This window comes from Pseudomonas sp. BGI-2 (assembly GCF_004310295.1).
GTDB lineage: Bacteria > Pseudomonadota > Gammaproteobacteria > Pseudomonadales > Pseudomonadaceae > Aquipseudomonas.
Genome location: NZ_SISB01000004.1, coordinates 122,265 through 138,776, shown reverse-complemented (window position 1 = coordinate 138,776; position 16,512 = coordinate 122,265). Strand labels below are relative to the sequence as shown.

General features: G+C 54.4%; 18 protein-coding genes. 10 read left to right on the top strand and 8 right to left on the bottom strand.

Translation table 11 applies throughout. The features are described 5' to 3' along the window. Positions 1–62: 62 nt before the first annotated feature. Positions 63–2,207, bottom strand: a complete 2,145-nt coding sequence (dinG, locus tag EYC95_RS04345) for an ATP-dependent DNA helicase DinG (protein ID WP_131059262.1) — start codon at positions 2,205–2,207, stop codon at positions 63–65. Between the two features lie 99 nt (positions 2,208–2,306). Here dinG and EYC95_RS04340 point away from each other — a divergent pair, with 99 nt between their 5' ends. Continuing rightward, complete coding sequence (locus EYC95_RS04340) at positions 2,307–2,765, top strand: CopD family protein (protein WP_131059261.1); 459 nt, start codon at positions 2,307–2,309, stop codon at positions 2,763–2,765. Positions 2,766–2,874: 109 nt separating this feature from the next. On the opposite strand, the gene EYC95_RS04335 is transcribed toward EYC95_RS04340, so the two are convergent. From EYC95_RS04335 to EYC95_RS04320, 4 genes are all read right to left on the bottom strand, one after another. Beyond that, a complete protein-coding gene (locus EYC95_RS04335; RefSeq protein WP_131059260.1) occupies positions 2,875–3,633 on the bottom strand; it encodes a collagen-like protein in 759 nt (252 codons plus the stop codon). Then, positions 3,626–3,904, bottom strand: a complete 279-nt coding sequence (locus EYC95_RS04330) for a DUF1145 domain-containing protein (RefSeq protein WP_131059259.1) — start codon at positions 3,902–3,904, stop codon at positions 3,626–3,628. The genes EYC95_RS04335 and EYC95_RS04330 overlap by 8 nt, the downstream gene beginning before the upstream one ends. Before the next feature lie 147 nt (positions 3,905–4,051). After that, the gene (locus tag EYC95_RS04325) at positions 4,052–4,765 is read right to left on the bottom strand and encodes an OmpA family protein (RefSeq protein WP_131059258.1); all 714 of its coding nucleotides are present in this window, start codon (positions 4,763–4,765) and stop codon (positions 4,052–4,054) included. 90 nt (positions 4,766–4,855) lie between these two features. After that, positions 4,856–5,551, bottom strand: coding sequence for an OmpA family protein (locus EYC95_RS04320; protein ID WP_131059257.1), 696 nt, complete (start codon positions 5,549–5,551; stop codon positions 4,856–4,858). 189 nt (positions 5,552–5,740) lie between these two features. Between EYC95_RS04320 and EYC95_RS04315 the strand changes: the two genes are divergently transcribed. From EYC95_RS04315 to EYC95_RS04285, 7 genes are all read left to right on the top strand, one after another. After that, positions 5,741–6,238, top strand: coding sequence for a DUF6231 family protein (locus tag EYC95_RS04315; protein WP_131059256.1), 498 nt, complete (start codon positions 5,741–5,743; stop codon positions 6,236–6,238). A 4-nt stretch (positions 6,239–6,242) separates the two neighbouring features. Continuing rightward, entirely contained in the window at positions 6,243–6,719 is a 477-nt protein-coding gene (locus EYC95_RS04310) for a YchJ family protein (RefSeq protein ID WP_131059255.1), read from the top strand. Between the two features lie 177 nt (positions 6,720–6,896). After that, positions 6,897–7,379, top strand: coding sequence for an LEA type 2 family protein (locus EYC95_RS04305; protein WP_131059254.1), 483 nt, complete (start codon positions 6,897–6,899; stop codon positions 7,377–7,379). Between the two features lie 202 nt (positions 7,380–7,581). After that, positions 7,582–8,865 (top strand): tyrosine-type recombinase/integrase, encoded by a 1,284-nt coding sequence (locus EYC95_RS04300; RefSeq protein WP_256656904.1) that lies wholly within the window; start codon positions 7,582–7,584, stop codon positions 8,863–8,865. After that, complete coding sequence (locus EYC95_RS04295) at positions 8,862–9,662, top strand: hypothetical protein (RefSeq protein ID WP_131059252.1); 801 nt, start codon at positions 8,862–8,864, stop codon at positions 9,660–9,662. The genes EYC95_RS04300 and EYC95_RS04295 overlap by 4 nt, the downstream gene beginning before the upstream one ends. Before the next feature lie 593 nt (positions 9,663–10,255). Next, entirely contained in the window at positions 10,256–10,549 is a 294-nt protein-coding gene (locus tag EYC95_RS04290) for a hypothetical protein (RefSeq protein ID WP_131059251.1), read from the top strand. Positions 10,550–10,664: 115 nt separating this feature from the next. Beyond that, positions 10,665–10,994, top strand: coding sequence for a hypothetical protein (locus EYC95_RS04285; protein ID WP_131059250.1), 330 nt, complete (start codon positions 10,665–10,667; stop codon positions 10,992–10,994). Between the two features lie 430 nt (positions 10,995–11,424). Here EYC95_RS04285 and EYC95_RS04275 read toward each other — a convergent pair whose 3' ends face one another. From EYC95_RS04275 to EYC95_RS04265, 3 genes are read right to left on the bottom strand one after another with little or no spacing between them, the layout of a single operon-like run. Next, positions 11,425–12,558: a hypothetical protein gene (locus EYC95_RS04275; RefSeq protein ID WP_131059249.1), complete on the bottom strand. Its 1,134-nt coding sequence runs from the start codon at positions 12,556–12,558 to the stop codon at positions 11,425–11,427. Between the two features lie 2 nt (positions 12,559–12,560). Next, complete coding sequence (locus EYC95_RS04270) at positions 12,561–13,475, bottom strand: hypothetical protein (protein ID WP_131059248.1); 915 nt, start codon at positions 13,473–13,475, stop codon at positions 12,561–12,563. After that, positions 13,468–14,475 carry a nucleoid-associated protein gene (locus tag EYC95_RS04265; protein ID WP_131059247.1) on the bottom strand — a complete coding sequence of 336 codons (1,008 nt, stop codon included), beginning with the start codon at positions 14,473–14,475 and terminating at the stop codon, positions 13,468–13,470. The genes EYC95_RS04270 and EYC95_RS04265 overlap by 8 nt, the downstream gene beginning before the upstream one ends. A gap of 470 nt (positions 14,476–14,945) precedes the next feature. Here EYC95_RS04265 and EYC95_RS04255 point away from each other — a divergent pair, with 470 nt between their 5' ends. Beyond that, positions 14,946–15,311 carry a hypothetical protein gene (locus tag EYC95_RS04255; protein ID WP_131059246.1) on the top strand — a complete coding sequence of 122 codons (366 nt, stop codon included), beginning with the start codon at positions 14,946–14,948 and terminating at the stop codon, positions 15,309–15,311. Between the two features lie 442 nt (positions 15,312–15,753). Further along, positions 15,754–16,506: a hypothetical protein gene (locus EYC95_RS04250; RefSeq protein WP_131059245.1), complete on the top strand. Its 753-nt coding sequence runs from the start codon at positions 15,754–15,756 to the stop codon at positions 16,504–16,506. Positions 16,507–16,512: the final 6 nt, after the last annotated feature.

The following is a 16,512-nucleotide window of genomic DNA, read 5'->3' as shown; positions in this document are numbered from 1 at the left end:
CCAGTGGAAAAGCGATGGCTAAGGGATAGACAACGGGTTGGGCAAAATTGCCCAGCCCTGTATCAGGAAATTTCACGACGAAAAGGTGGCAACGCATTGAGGATTGCCTTGCCGTAACGCTGGGTGACCAGCCGTCGATCGAGCAAGGTGATGGTGCCGCGGTCTTCTTCGGTGCGCAGCAAGCGACCGCAGGCCTGGACCAGTTTCAGCGAGGCATCCGGCACGGAGATTTCCATGAACGGATTGCCGCCACGGGCTTCGATCCACTCGGCAAGCGCCGCTTCGACCGGATCGTCGGGCACCGAGAACGGAATCTTCGCGATCACCACGTGCTCGCAATACGCACCGGGCAAGTCGACCCCTTCGGCAAAACTCGCCAGGCCGAACAGCACGCTGGAGTCTCCGCCATCAACACGTGCCTTGTGCTTGTTCAGGGTTTCCTGTTTCGACAGGTTGCCTTGAATGAACACTTGCTTGCGCCAGTCACGGTCCAGGCCGTCGAACACGTCCTGCATCTGTTTGCGCGAGGAGAACAGCACCAGGGTGCCGCGCGAACCTTCCACCAGTTGCGGCAGATCACGGATGATCGCCGCGGTGTGCGCCGGCGCATCACGCGGATCGGCCTTCAGGTCCGGCACCCGCAGCACGCCAGCGTCGGCATGATGGAACGGGCTCGGGACTACGGCGGTCACCGCTTTTTTCGGCAGGCCGGCGCGCATGCGGAAGCGGTCGAACGTGCCGAGCGCGGTCAGGGTCGCCGAGGTTACCAGCGCGCCGTAGGCCACATTCCACAGGTTGCGACGGAGCATTTCCGCCGCGAGGATCGGGCTGGCATTGACCTCGATATCGAACAGCGAACCGCTTTCGGCCAGGGTCAGCCAACGGGCCATGGGCGGGTTGTCTTCCGGGTCTTCCGCGGTAAACGCGACCCACAATTCCCAGTTGCCCGAAGAGCGGGACAACAGGCTGCCGAACAGCGGATACCACTCCTCGGCCTGGTTGCTGGCGATGCCAATGTTGACCTCGCCGTCCATGCCTTCTTTGAGCAGTTCGGTGAGCCGGGTGAACAGGTCGGTCAGACGGGCAAAGCCCTTCTTAAGCTCGATGCCCATTTCGCGCATGTGCTCGGGAATCACCCCGCCGACGAAGCGATGACGTGGCCGCTCGCGGCCTTCAACGTCTTCACCGGGTTTGAAATCGGCGGCCTGCTCGCAGGCGGTGAACATGAATTGCTGCTGGGTCTTGATCTCCCGCGCCAGTTCCGGCACTTGCTCGATCAACTTGCCCAAGTCGCCCGGCAGCGGATGCTGGGCCAGCAGTTTGGTGAGGTTCTTGGCGGTGGTTTCCAGCCAGTCGGCGGTGGAACGCAGGCGCGTGTAGTGGGCGAAGTGACCGATGGCCTTGTCCGGCAGGTGGTGACCTTCGTCGAATACGTAAATGGTGTCGCGCGGGTCCGGCAGGACGGCGCCGCCACCCAGGGCCAGGTCAGCCAGGACCATGTCGTGGTTGGTGACGATCACGTCGACCTTGCCCATGCCTTCGCGGGCCTTGTAGAAGGCGCACTGGCCGAAGTTCGGGCAATGACGATTGGTGCACTGGCTGTGATCGGTGGTCAGACGCGCCCAGTCGGCGTCTTCCAGGGCGGTGGACCAACTGTCGCGGTCGCCGTCCCATTTATTGCCGGCGAGTTTCTCGATCATGCTGGTGAACAGCTTCTGACTGGCCTCGTCGACCTCGATCTTGAAACCTTCTTCTTCGAACAGCTGCGCCGTAGCGGTTTGCGCGTGACCTTCCTGGAGCAACATGTCGAGCTTGGACAGGCACATGTAGCGCCCGCGGCCCTTGGCCAGGGCGAAGCTGAAATTCAGCCCGCTGTTGCGCATCAGGTCGGGCAAATCCTTGTAGACGATCTGCTCTTGCAGGGCCACGGTGGCCGTGGCAATCACCAGACGCTTGCCGGCGGCCTTCGCAGTGGGGATCGCGGCCATGCTGTAGGCCACGGTTTTACCGGTACCTGTGCCGGCTTCCACCGCGACAATCGCGGGGTCGCCACTGCGCCGGCCTTCGTCGTCGGTGTCGATGTCACCGAGGACTTTGGCGATTTCGGCGATCATCAGGCGTTGGCCGTAGCGCGGCTTGAGGCTCTTGGCTTCAAGAAAACGCGAGTAGGCGCCCTGGATCGTGGTTTTGAGTTCGGTGCTGATCATGGATTGTCGGGCGCAAAAAACGCTGGATAAATTTTCAGTGGTTCGGATCGGCCGCTATCATACCCCGCTAATTAATCCCGCGCAGAACGGAGTACCTCAATGACACCTTTTGGCATCGTTTACACCCTGCATGTCCTGTCCGCCCTGGTGTGGGTGGGCGGCATGTTTTTCGCCTGGATGGTCTTGCGCCCCGCGGCGATGAAGGCCCTGGAAGGCCCTGCCCGTTTGAAGCTGTGGGTAGAAGTGTTTCAGGGTTTTTTCCGCTGGGTCTGGGTCGCGGTGGTGCTGTTGCCGATCAGTGGGGTGGGCATGATTCATTTGCAGTACGCCGGGTTTGAGGCCGCGCCGCGGTATGTACAGGTGATGATGGGGCTGTACGTGGTGATGACCGCGCTGTTTATCCGGATTCAGGCGCTACTGCTGCCGGAGTTGCGCACGGCGGTGACGGCGCAGGATTGGCCGACCGGGGCCGCGACGCTTGGGAAGATTCGCAAATTGGTGGGGATCAATCTTATTGTCGGGTTGGTGCTGGTGGCGATCGCTGCGGCCAGACCGTGATCGTTCCCACGCTCTGCGTGGGAATGCCTCAAGGGACGCTCCGCGTCCAGTGACGCGGAGCGTCACGGGCTGAATTCCCACGCAGAGCGTGGGAACTATCGAACAGTTCTTACAACCGCTGAACCGTCACCGAACCCGCAGCACCCGCAGGCCCCGGCTGTCCATCAACCCCAGGGCGGCCGCTTTTGCCGCCATCGGCCTCGTAGACGAGGCAGCCCTTGGCCTTGCCGCCCGCGCCCGGTTTACCGCCAGGCCCCGCAACACCACCGGCACCACCAGCCACCTGAACCTTGATTTGTTCCACCGGATAATCACGTGGCACTTCCAGCCTGACCAGCGCACCGGGCGCGCCCGGCTGACCATCACTGCCATTGCTGCCATCGGCACCGCGACCCGCCTGGCCCCAGGTGCAACCCGGTGCCTGACCGTTGGCCCCGTCGAGCCCCACAAAACCTGGCGCACCCGCGCCACCGCGAGCGTCCACCGACAACTGCGGCGCATTCAGCGCCTTGATCTGCAAATTCAGGTTGCGTCCCGAGCGGGCTGCCTTGAGGTAAGTCCCCGGCGCCCCGCGAGCGGTGATCTGGCTGCCTTCGGACAACTCGGCACGGCTGACTTTCAATTCCAGTGCCTGTTCACTCGGCACGATGGCGATCCGCGCCTCACGACCCAGATGCAATTCGCCGACGGTCACTTCGGTCACGTTCGAGGGAATCAACAAGGTGCCGTAATCGGCGACTTCCAGTCGTTCCAGCTGCAAAGTGCTGGCGGTGTTGGGCAGGCGCATCAACGAATTGGTTTCGACACTGACCACCTGAGCGCAGGCCAATGGGCTGATGAGTGCGGCGAGCAGACAGAGTTTACGCATGGGAAGCCTTCGATGCGGTCGGAGCCGGGAGGGTTTGCAGGTGGAATACGCCGAAAAACAGGATTTTCAAGCGATCACGCCAAGGGTGGGCGCGACCTCTGAGGCTGCGGAAACAGAACACCGCCTCAAGTAGATGAAGGGACGCCAACACGCCACCGGCCAGATCGACCAACTGGTGCAGCGGATTGACAAACGGCATCAGCAGATTGACCAGCACCACCAGCCAGAACAGCAGGGTCAATAACTTCCCCAGCCCCCAAATCACCTTCATATGCCCCCCGTTGAGAATTATTCTTTGCGCGCACAGTAACGGCATCCGCGAGGGATAAGCCAGAGCGCAACGGAAAATTCTTCATGAAGGCCACCGAATGGCCGTCGGATCAATCGTAAATATCGTCTGACGGCTCTAGTTCGGGGTTTAGCGATTAACGTGCAACTCCACCCGACGGTTTTTCGCGCGTCCTTCATCGGTATCGTTGTCGGCCACGGGCTGGCTTTCGCCCTTGCCTTCACTGGTGAGTTTGTTCGGCGCCAGGCCCTGGCTCAACAGATAGGCCGCCACGCTGCTGGCGCGCCGTTCCGAGAGTGCCTGGTTGTATTCATCCGAACCCACGCCGTCGGTGTGGCCGATCACCTTGATGCTCACCACATCGGCGTTTTGCAGTTTGCCCATCAGCGAATCCAGCTGACTCTGCGCGGAGGCACTCAGCTCAGACTTGTTGAAGGCAAACAGCACGTCGCTGGGCAGGGTGATGACCTCGGGTTGCACAACTTCGGCAGGTTTCACGCTGGCCGGATACTGCGGCAGTGGACAACCATGATGTTCGACAGGGGTATTGGCCGGGGTATCGGGGCAACGATCACGTCGATCGAAGACACCATCGTCGTCCTCATCGCCATCCTGGGCGTAACAGATCAAGCCACCGGTCAAGATACCGAGCGCTGCTCCACCGCCTGCCCAACCGGCACTTTTGATCGCGCCCAAGCCTCCGCCGACCAGTCCGCCGATGATGCTGCAGATCGGCCAGGTACGTTGATTGAGGGGGGCGGTGCCATCGCTGTGGGTTGCGCAGCCGGTCAACAGGCTGCCTATTAGCAGAACCGGCAAGACGGTCCGTGTGAGAACACTCATATGGAAAGCTCCTGTGTCACCGGCCCATACCGGTTACACAGGAGTAAAGACCCGCATCCGCGACTGCACAAGCCGCGGAGCGGATGGGGCTTAGCGGTTGATTTTGATTTCCGTGCGACGGTTCAGTGCACGGCCGTCAGCGGTTTTGTTATCGGCGACTGGCTGGCTTTCACCGGCACCGGCCACAGACACGAAGCTGCTGCGTGGCACACCTTGGGAAATCAGGTACTCCACCACCGAGTGCGCGCGACGATCCGACAGTTTCTGGTTGTAGGCATCACTGCCCACGCTGTCGGTGTGACCGGTCACAGTCAACTGTGCGGTGCTGGCTTCCTGCTTCAGGCGAGTGGCGATTGTGTTGAGTACATCTTTGTCGGAAGGGGTAAGCGTGGCTTTGTCGAACTGGAAGTGAACATCGCGGATGACGATGACTTCTTCCTTGACCACCACGGCTTCTTCGACCACTGGCGCAGGCACCGGTGGAGGGCAACCGTCAGCATCGACTTTCACGCCTCTAGGCGTACCCGGGCACTTGTCGCGACTGTCCGGCACACCATCGCCGTCTTCGTCGCCATCGCCATGCACCCAGCAATACGCCGCCACCGTACCGCCGACGACCAGCGCACCATACCCCGCCCATGCCGAACTCTCGGTCGCACCGAGACCGGCACCGATGACACCGCCGACCGCCGCACAGGTCGGCCAGTCGGTTTTCTGCAAACCTGCGCAACCAGTCAACACACTGGTTAGCAGAACCAAAGGTAATGCTGTCCGAACTATGCTCATCTAGTTTTCTCCTGAGGGATCGGCATGAAACCGATTCAGGGAGTAAAGACCGGAGTTTTAATCTCCGCCAGCAATAGGCCACCGCTGTTTTGCCCCGTATTCACGGTAGATCGCCGCTTTTTGGGGAAAGCTGCTCTAGGCCCGGACGTTTGGGCAGGCTAGTCTTGGTGCTCTGATTGAGGATCTCTGATGATTGCAGGTATTTCTTCGCGCACGCCGCAGCAGGCGTTGGCCGCTTTGCTTGATCGATACGCCCCCGCGCGCCTGTTGTTGATCGGCGCCAGCGAATTTCCCGCGCTTGAGGCGTTCAAGCTCGCGCACCCGGACAGCTGCGTGGCGCATGCGGCACCTGGTGCGCTGCCGGCCGAACTGGCGGCGCGCCGGTTTGATCTGGCGCTGGTGGTCGATTGCCTCGAACACTTGCCCAAGCACGAAGGTCTGAACTTATTAGGTGGCATCCGTAATCTGAACGCCAGTCGCATTGCGGTACTGGCGGATTTGCCGGCCAGCGGCTGGCAGGAGACGGATTTCTTTTCCCTAGCCTTGCAAGCCAGTGAATGTTTCCAGCGCGACGATCAAGTGCTGACGCTGTTCACCTACGATCTGCTTGACTATAAACAGGTGCCCGACTGGCTCAACTCGCGGTTCTGGGCCAATCCGGAAAACTTCGGGAAATATTGGTGGTAACGCAATGAGTACATCCATTTGCCCTTGCGGCAGCGGCACCTTGCTCGATGCCTGCTGCGGTCATTACCACGCCGGACATCCGGCGCCGTGTGCCGAAGCCTTGATGCGCTCGCGCTACAGCGCCTATGTGCTGGGGCTGATCGACTATCTGGTGGGGACCACCCTGCCCGCCCAACAACCCGGCCTGGATCGTCAGTCCATCAGCGACTGGAGTGCGCAAAGTACCTGGCTGGGTCTTGAGGTGGAAAGCTCCGAGGTATTCGGCGGTCAGCCGGAACACGCGTTCGTCACATTCACCGCCCGCTGGCATGACGGTGGCGGTGAACACAGCCACCGCGAGCGCTCCTCGTTCGTGCAGAACGCCGGGCACTGGTACTTCATCGACCCTACCGTGCAACTCAAGGCTGGACGCAACGACGCCTGCCCGTGCGCCAGCGGGCAGAAATTCAAGAAGTGTTGTGCGGGTTATTTCGGCAATTGAGGTGATCCCTGTAATTGGAGCCGCCCGAACCTGTAGGAGCGAGGCTTGCCCGCGAAGAATGTCCCCCGATCCTTCAGGTAAATCGCGTCATCGTTCTTCGCGGGCAAGTCGGATCGCCGCACCGCTCGCTCCTACAGGTCGGGCGGGCTTCGCCAGCGGCTACAAGGAGACGTCACCATGACCACCCAGCGGCGCGTGTTACAGATGCTTACTCTGCTCCTGCTTCTCGGGCTCGGCGGCTGCGCATCCTGGTTCGGTGGCGATCTGCCGGATCCGCAAGTGCATCTGGTCAAGGTCGAAGTGGTCCGGGCCAAATTGATGGAGCAGAAATTCATCCTGCACTTTCGCGTCGACAACCCCAACGACAGCGACCTGACGGTGCGTGGGCTTGAATACCGCATTCACCTAGGCGAGATATTGCTGGCCGAAGGTGAGCATGAACACTGGTTCACGGTCGGTCCCAAACGCAGTGCCTATTTCAAGGTGCCGATCCGCACCAACCTGTGGCCCAAGGTGCGGGATCTGGTGAAAATGCTGAAAAAACCCGATCAGCCCATCCCCTATCGGCTGGAAGGTGAAATGGAAACCGGTTTATTCATCGCGCACTACGTGCACCTGGCGCGCAATGGCGTGATAATCCCCGCCGATTTAACTGAGTAAGGACGGAACCCAATGAACACAGGGGTTTCAACCTATGACCAGTCTCAGATGTGCCAAGCAAGGCACTAACCTGTTACAAACCATCCTCGCTAAACCGTGGCACTTCAGGCGCAACGGCCGTTACTACTTGCGTCTACGCCCTCGCAGCACCACTCAGAACTACTTCACGATCTCTTTACGCACAGCAGACCGAACCACAGCAATGGACATCTCTAAAGACATCCTCAGGGCTCTTGCAGTCTTCCACCTCGACAACCCAGCAGCTACATGGGAGGACCTGCGCCCTCGCCTCTTGGTCATCGCTGAGGAATGCTTGACGATGGCCCATGGTGACGACTCGTTGGTGGCCTACGAGATGATCTATGACGAGCTCAAGTCCGCACTGACTATCGCGTCGGCGCATAAGCCCTTTACAGAGCCGCAGCAGCGGACAGTCGGGTACGGCAAGCGGATCATGGCGGGCTCCCAAGATCGGCTGAAAGGTGACCCTGAAGCGCTCTTAGGCATCATTCGGGAACTCTCCGAGGGGGAACAACCCGCGTCTGTGTCCCTATCTGTATACGACCAGCAAGCGCCTCTGCTTTGGGATGATCTTTCAGCTCAGTTCATGAGGGAACACAGAGACAACATCAAGGATTCATCACTGACCCAAATTCTGAGTAACCACAAGATCATCGGTGAGACTCTGGAGGCATGTGGGATAGAGGACCTAAGGAAGCACACTCGGGCCGATATGGTGGCCGTAAGAGCTGAGCTGTTAGAAACCCGCAAGCCGTCCACGGTGAACACTATCCTCGCGAAGCTGATCGCGGTGATGGGTTGGGCGGTAGCTAATGATTACTTGGTCAAGGCGTACACCTCTAAACTCAAGTTCACTAAGGGCACTGAGAGCCAGCGTGAAGCGTTCAAGCGGGATCAGGTAGAAGTCATCATGTCTCACGCAAACTCCCTACCAGTATCGTCGTGGGAACGTTGGGGCCTATCTTTGTTGGTGGTCACTGGGGCTCGTGTTGGTGAGGTCTTGCAGCTCACGAAAGACGACATTAAGAAAGAGTCAGGGCACTGGTGCATCAGTATCAACGAAGAGAGCGCCGACAAGTCCATAAAGAACAAACACAGTGAACGTGTAGTACCGCTGACTGATGGCGCTTTAGGCTTCGACCTGGAGTTGTTTCTTTCGGCTATCGAGAGCGGCTATCTCCCTTCTGCTAACAAGATGTCCATTCCACGGAATAGCGGAATCCTGAGGGGAGTCATCAAGGAGGTACTTGGGGAGACCAAGACAGAGAACCAGACTCTGCACTCCCTGAGGCATCATATGGCGTCGTCCTTACAGGCTCGCGGTATCCCTGCTGCATTCACGCAGGGCATTCTCGGGCACGCGAGCAACTCTATTTCCTACGACACGTATGGGTCGGGTGTTCCTGTTGATGTCCTCGCAGGAGCTCTTGGAGAAGTTTGGACGCCCTTTGGCGGCGGTCAGTGACTGAGTTGTTGGGGACCGTTGTGGCACCCCCCTACCTGTATGTGCGTAACAAGGTTTACACCCTGCGCTTGCGTGCTCGTGGGGTTAAGTCGGATAGCATTACCTTCTCACTCCGCACTACCGATAAAACCGTGGCCACAAGAATCACCAAGGACATTCTGAAGCGCCTCGATACGTTCCAGTCTGGAGAACCCTCAGCGACATGGCAGCAGCTTAGGGCTCATCTGGATAGCATCGCACCCGTGTGCGTGGCTATTGCTCATGGAGAAGCCGCAATGGCTGAGAATGGGCATGTTCCAGAGGGAAAGCAGTTTGAGAAGGTGCCTGTTTTTCAAGCGCCTCTCTTTGGCATCCCCGTGAGCACGCTTCGCTTCTCCATCACAATGGCAAGTGGTGCGAATAAGTCGGGTGTCCCTATGCTTCGTACGCAGGGCTTTGAGTTTACGGTTGGGCGCAACTCAAGTGGTACGGAGGTGACTGCGCTTTGGTACTCGATAGACGGTGATTTACTGACCATCACGCAAGATAGTTATCCCAAAGATGCCCCAGAAGAACGGTGGGATGAGATGTTGACGAACGTGCTTGAGGTGGATGGCTGTACCAAATTTCAGGACAGGATAGCGCAGGCACCTCCCCCCGGTAAGCAGAGGGACAAGTGGAATGCTCTGCGAATGGCACGCGTTGACGATCTCCTAACCTCGTATGTCGAGCGACTCAAGCTTGAGGAGCGCACACAGTTCATTTTTAAACTTGCTGAACTCACGGGACCGATTGAGTCCACGTTGTTGAAGGCGTGAGACAAAGCACGGAGCCCAATCACACATAGTGTCGGCGGGTGATCTGAAGACCAAGCGCGAAACGCCGTGGCGTTGTCGGTTAAAACCGATCATGCAGCCAATTCAGCGCGGACCACTTAGGAGGGACAATACCTACTGAGCCTTCTCGGGTGCTGCCTCTTCCATTGCGACCCTTGGGCTGCGCTAAAGGCGACCTCCAAAAACCCTCACTAAAACGGAAGGACATCACGTCCGACTAATTTTGAAGAGGGAGCACACCATGCACGACTACTTCACTGCACGTAGCAGTTTCCAGCATTGGGCTGACCGGCGTCGATCCGATCCCCTACTACCAGAGACGCCGAGAGGGCTTTCCGTTGTGACAAAAGAACGACCCTACAGGAACCCTGAGGAGAAACAGCCTACTGGTTCTCGGTATGGTCGACCTGAACTCAATACACCGAACCCAGTGTCTTCCGTGATGCCCTTGTTGTCATCTGATCGGCCAATCAGCAGGTTTACGAATAGTAGTCGTTGACATATGTGAGCAGTATTCGTATATTCGATTTTCTTCTTCAAAGCCTACGAGATGCAACGTAATGACAAATTCAACCATGACTGTGACCAATACTTCGGAGCCAGCTATTTACGTTTCGATGGAGTTTAGTGATGACTACGATCTTTGCGGTTCAGGTACGTGGAAATGGGTCGCTAAGCGCTCTTGGGTCTATGGCGGCGCAACTCGCACAGAAATATTCGAGGTTCCTCAAGGTGCAGAAGGTGCAGATAAGGAAGATGTGCTTAGTATGATTCAAGCACTTACTCGTTCGCCTTTAGGGGGCAACGCTAAGTATGCGGTATCCCGAGCAGATGAAGAGCCAAAGTATGTAGCCGTTCGTATCGAGTAACTGGAAAGCGGGCGTGTGCCAATAATAAGGATGCTCCTTTCAGAAAAAACTAATACCGTGTGTGAGCAGGGATCGTATATCTTAAGTGGCTTAACGCTACCCAAGGATTGCCTATATGCCTACTCCACGCTTTGTAATCGACAGCCTCGCTATTGCAAAGGCGACACCGAAGAGACGTCATGTGGACCTCAAAGTGAGCCTGACTGCTGCCCTTAATGAATTCGTTGAATTGGGGCTGTTCGAAGGCGTGGAGGGGCCTGAAGGCTTAACCACTTGGAGTCTGGTCGGCGGTCCCGTGGTCGCTCAGGAAGCTTTCTATGAGGACGCGCTCAAGAGGCAGTTCGTATTTACTCAGTTGACCCGAGACGCTGCTCTGGGTGTGGTTCTGCGGGCGAGGCATACGGGCGACCGAGCTGCACTTGTTGAAGCAATTCGCAAGGCCTGATGGGGGGCAGGTTTAAAAACCCTCACTAAGAGCGAAGAGACCTCATGGTCCTTCAGATTTAACTCCATTTGAAAAACTGAGATTTACTGATGAGCACAGTGCACTTAAACAGCGCAGACAATCCATCGATGGATTTTCGAATTCCACCGGCTTGGGGTAGAGATACACTTTTTCTTTGACATCGGGTCGCATCATGGCGAACTGGCTCCTGAGGGAATCGGGAGCACAGCATCCGGGATCAGCTAAGCGCTTTGAATGTGGGGTTTGTGGTGCGCTTACGGTATTCTTGATAACTCCCGCGAACAGTTGTAGAGCAACTACACGAAAGCCAGTTAGAAAAGATGCCACCACTGCCCGCTAAAGGAACATTGGATATCACCAAGATCCTCGAAAGCGAGTTTACATTCACTTAGCTCCATAAAATAGTGAATCACGGCGTTGTGAGGCTTACAAAACTTAACGCGTTATCCCTGACTTGCTGGACTTGTTTAATAATGCTTTTCCTAACGGAAGCTTGGCTGCTTTTTTCAACTCTTGACAATCGGTCGATACAGAACCCGAACATTGTTCCTGAATAGTCATCACCACGAGTCGACTTGCCAGAAAAATAATATTCGATGCCGCAGGTTCCCACGTTAGCGCCGAATTTAAACGCATACGTTACGGTCATTTTTACAAGGAAGTAAAATTGGTAGTAGTCCGGCTCGTAAAGAAGGAAGATTTTTCCGAGGTCCTTTCCATTTATCTTTATTTTGTTGACCGTATCCTCCATCCAGATGATTTGTGGATCTTGGGGAAGGGTTCCGGCCGTTTGATCTCGAATGATTTCAATACCATCTATTTCTGAAAAGCTAAACTCTTTGGAATTTACTGATGTGAGCTGAAGGAAAAAGCGTATGCGGTCGCTATTTACGAAGTCATCGAAGAGAATTGCGTCTGGCTTCTCGTCTTCCGTTACCCCTTTGGCCTTGCAGAGTCTTCCAAGAGCTCGTGTGATTTTATCGTTCATTCTGTCGGTGTCTTTCGAAGTGTGTGATCGGTCGGCCTCCACACTTAGGCCGCTGCCAGACACTTTTAAATTGATTTCAGCTGGGTAAATGAGTTCCTGCTCTATCCAATCTTTGCTGAAGTCTAAAACGCGCAGCGAGTAGGTTACTTTTAAATCGCCATTAGGTTCCACCGAGAGAGCAGGTTCGGATGCGAATTCTTTGTCCGTGTCAGTTTGTAGTCCCCCAACGGCCTCCTCAAAACCATTGAGCAGAACCGTTTTCCAATCAGCGGAAGGCGAAGTAAGCTTGAATGTGCACGATGAATATTTTTTTCCGGATTCTCTAACGAACGAGCGTTCCACCAGTCGTCTGAACTCGTCAGGAGTCAGAAGGCAAGAGCTTAGTAGCGGGACAGTTATTGACTTCTCATTGCTGTCTATGAATATACCCTTCTCTCTGAGGGTCTCATTTATCTCGCCGGGGCTAATATGCTCGCTGTTGAGTAGGACACGAAGGTGATCCCCCCAAAGCATCGTGCGTTCAAAGTCAAATTTACGGGCAGGTGACTTTTCCATTATTAGTACTCCAGCAGGTCAAGGATTGACTCTTTGTAACAAAATACTTTTATGTTTGCTGCTCGCTCTCTAAAAGTCATTAGCACCTGGTCTTTTGATTCTCTATCATCAGCTGGATGATATTCTTCTAACCCAATGAAGATTTGCTCTACCCATCCATCTGCAAAGTCGAATGCCAGGCTGCACAACTTCTTCAGTGATTCCGCGGAAAACTTCTCTTTTGCGTACAAGCAAAGCGAGGGTTTGTCTCCCAGCATAAAACGTAACGGTATTAAATCGGAGACTACGAGCTCTATAGGCAAAAGTGGCCCGAAGCGTTCATCTACTGTTGCAATTATGCTCCCGAGCTTCGGATAATAAAAACTATAGGCACCGTGATTTGTAGCATTGAAATGGCCAATCACTTCTTTTATGAACGATGCCCGTGACATGTCGACCAAATAGATCGGGCAACCTGATTCGAGATTGAGCTGTACCGCCCCCAAGTGCGGCTTTATGTTCCGTTCAAGCTCCTCTTTATTCCCGTGCAACCAGAACAGCAAGCCTGTATGTCTCTTTTGTTTGCGCCCGCCGAAAGATTTTATCGCTTCGTTAACTTTTGAGTTTAATTTTGAACAAGAGATGATTTTATCGAGTTCAGCCAAGTGTTTTTTAAATGTCGTTCGTACACCTTGCTCGCCCTTGCTGTAGCCATCCTTTTCATTTTTTGTAGAGATATAAACAACATCAGTCCGGTTTTCATGCAGCGGATTATCGTAAAGATACAGAAAGTCGTTGCCGTGAGTTTGTTTTTCGTGATGTTTGATGTGGCACTCTACGCTGACGCCTCGCATGGGGCTATTCCAACCGATTAGTCGCAGTATCTCCTCAGTGATTTTCTCACCATTCTCACCCGACGTTTTAGATGCTTCACCCATGTTTGCTCTCCAAGACTATGTTAATCAGAATGGTTTTTCCGTTGAGCTCGAAATCAACCTTGTCAAACGAAAGGTTGTTAGGGATCGTCAAGAGAATGTCGTTTCCCAAGTCCACTCTGTTTAACGTTTTCCTTAGTTTTGGCACAAACTTTTTAACGGGGATTTTTATTTCATCTAAGTCCATCAGGCTTTTGCGCTGCGTTATATTTTTTAACTCGTCTTCCCAAACCCCTTCCTGAATATAGCGCTCTGAGATTTCTTTGAGTTCGGACCCAAGAATTTCTTCTCGCTCGGTACAAAGGCTTATAATTTCCTCGCCGAACTGCTGTCGAGCGATAGGGTTTTCTATGTCGCTTCGTACTTTCTCTATCAAACCTATAGCTATAGCCGACTTGGTTTTTTCGTCAGGCACCTGTTTCGCCTTCAGAAAATCTTCCATCCAATACTTTGTGCGCTTGCTGAATCGGTCTAACGCATAAACCCCCATTGACCCTTCGGTCAAAAGCGCCCCTTTATCTATTAGCTCAGGGTTGATGCCAGTCAGCACCTCAAGTTCAGGAGTGCCTCCTTCGGTTTTTTTCGAGATGTATTGGTTCTTAGATTCTGACTTGTATATGCCGATCGCCGAGCAGTACTCACCATCTGTTTTTATTTTATCAAATAGGATTATAAATAAATCCCCAGATGCTATATTTGGATGATGAGTTGAGGTGTAAAGATGCGTTGCTATTCGTTGAGAAAGCTCTATGAAACTTATGTTCTTCTCAAAGAAGCTTGTTACGTGATGGACCACGTCATTCAGTGAAATATCAGATTCATGAGTCAGCTGGTGTAGGTTTTTTTCATTGACGATACCATGCAGATAACCACTCAGAATTAAGTTCGATATATCACCTGTACTGGCGAAGCACTGGTCGGCTAAAACCAAGGGCTCTTCCCGTAAACGATTCCCAACCTGATGCACGATGATCGCTTGAACGACCGCTTCGCCTATTTCCACGACTGCTCCCTGTCCGATTCATTCGGCTTAATCGCTTAGAATCGCAGTTATTTTGTGGTGCATCAATAGCCAATTGCCACTGCTTTCCCTCGGCTCACCCTGAACACGATTTGCTGTTCGTAGCGACTCAGGTGGCCCGTGCTGCTGGCCTGAAGAATCCCAAAGGCTCCGTGCAGTACGTAAAAAGCGCCGCGGGGAACATGCAAGCTAAGGAACTGAAAGTACAAGAATCTTGCACTCTTGAAATCTTAAAAGCCGCCAGTGGTCGGCGCTGGGCTGACTCTTGGCTATTCACTGAGGGGAACTTGTACCGGATGCTCATGCGTGGAGGCACTGACAAGGCGACGTTCTTCTTCATTTGACACACGGGCAGCGGTTGCGGGCTTCGACGCTTGAGCGCCGCTCAGTGTGCGTTGCAAAAACACCCACTATAAGGACCACATCCTCACACATTAACCTGGAGAACCTTGATGACCCACCCCGCATTCAATTCCGACTCATCACGCGACATGACCCCAGTCCACACCATAACGTCACTCGACATGGCCGCACTCACCGACCGCCCACGGCGTTTCATTCACCGTAACATAACGACTCTTCTTGAGAAGCTTGCAGACGCTGGCCTTGTGGGCAAGCAAATTGGTGATGCGGGCTTAGTGCGGTGGTTTAATAAAAAGGCCGATGTCTCTTCTTACTGGGTTGCCGCGGAGTACCAATACCTTGACTTACGCAACCGGAAGCAAACAGCCCTGTACATCGCCAAGGACTTCTTGATGATGATTGCAGGCCGTATCGACTGCGATGTGACGCGTAAGAAATATGTTTCTATGATCTAATCAAACTCAACGATCCGCTCCCCAGAGACGCCCAACAAGGGCGCCTGACTGGTGACCGAGGAGAGTGCCTGCATGTCATAAGCCGGTTTATCCCGGTCACTACAAGGTTTGAGGCTCCTTGTATGTGTGGCATGTGGAAGAGGCGTTTAACTTTAAGATCTTAGAGAACCCTCTAAGTTAATCATTGTTTCAATCTCTTAAGTAATCTTTGCTTTATCTTAAAGAAGGTTGCTTGTCCGTGGTCGTGAATAAAGTTTTGAACTGTTCATGCCTGACCACTGCTTCAACATCGACAGCATACAGGCCCGACCGCCTGCTATGGATCTCATCGTTTATCACAGCTTCTTTTGGCTGAACTTCTTGGAACCTGAGAGTAACCCGTGTGGGGTGCTGTGAGGCTGTCAGGAGGTCGGCCAAGAAGTTCAACCAAAAGGAATCACACATGAACATTTCAGATAATGAAACTGAGCTACTGCCCATCGCTATCCAAGGCCATACATTCTATTCGGGAAAAAATGGATTATGGAGTCTCAATGAGATTCACCAAACGCTTAAACTTTCCGAAGCAAAGCGCCCATCTGAATGGAACAACGCCGTGTCCTCAGAATTGGTAGCTTCCGGTAATTTCCGGAAGGTATCTAAGGTCGGTTCATTCGCTGATGAATTGGGGACCATCGCCTATGCAATGTGGGTCTCGACTGAGTTTTACCTGATGGTCGCTCACGCATTTGTAAAGGTACGCAATGACTCGATCCTGAGAACCCGTATGGCTCTCATCGCGGCTGCTACTTCCGATAACAGGCTTGCCACGGTCGCCCCCAAAGCGGAACTCATTGACACCCGACTGACTGGTATTGGAATCACCTGGAGTCAAGCTTGTAGGTTGGCCGGTGTTTCTCAACCTCAATTGGCGAAGACGTATCTGGTCAGCATCAAGCGCTTCACGTCCATGGACCATCCGACCGAGCATCGCAAGATACTCCGGCCCAAACCCGAGGGCTTCTCTCTCGGATTCTTCAAGGCCTGTTCCACTGCTCATGGTAACGCTGATGGTTTTCGCGTGACCGCTAAGGGCCTCGTATGGCTCGAAGAGAAGGCAAAAGAAATCAATGAAGCATGCCGTCAGCGCAATGCTGATGTGGCCAAGAAGGCCCGCCTCCTGAAAGCTCAGGCCAAGAAGCGGGGGGCAATCTAATGTGCG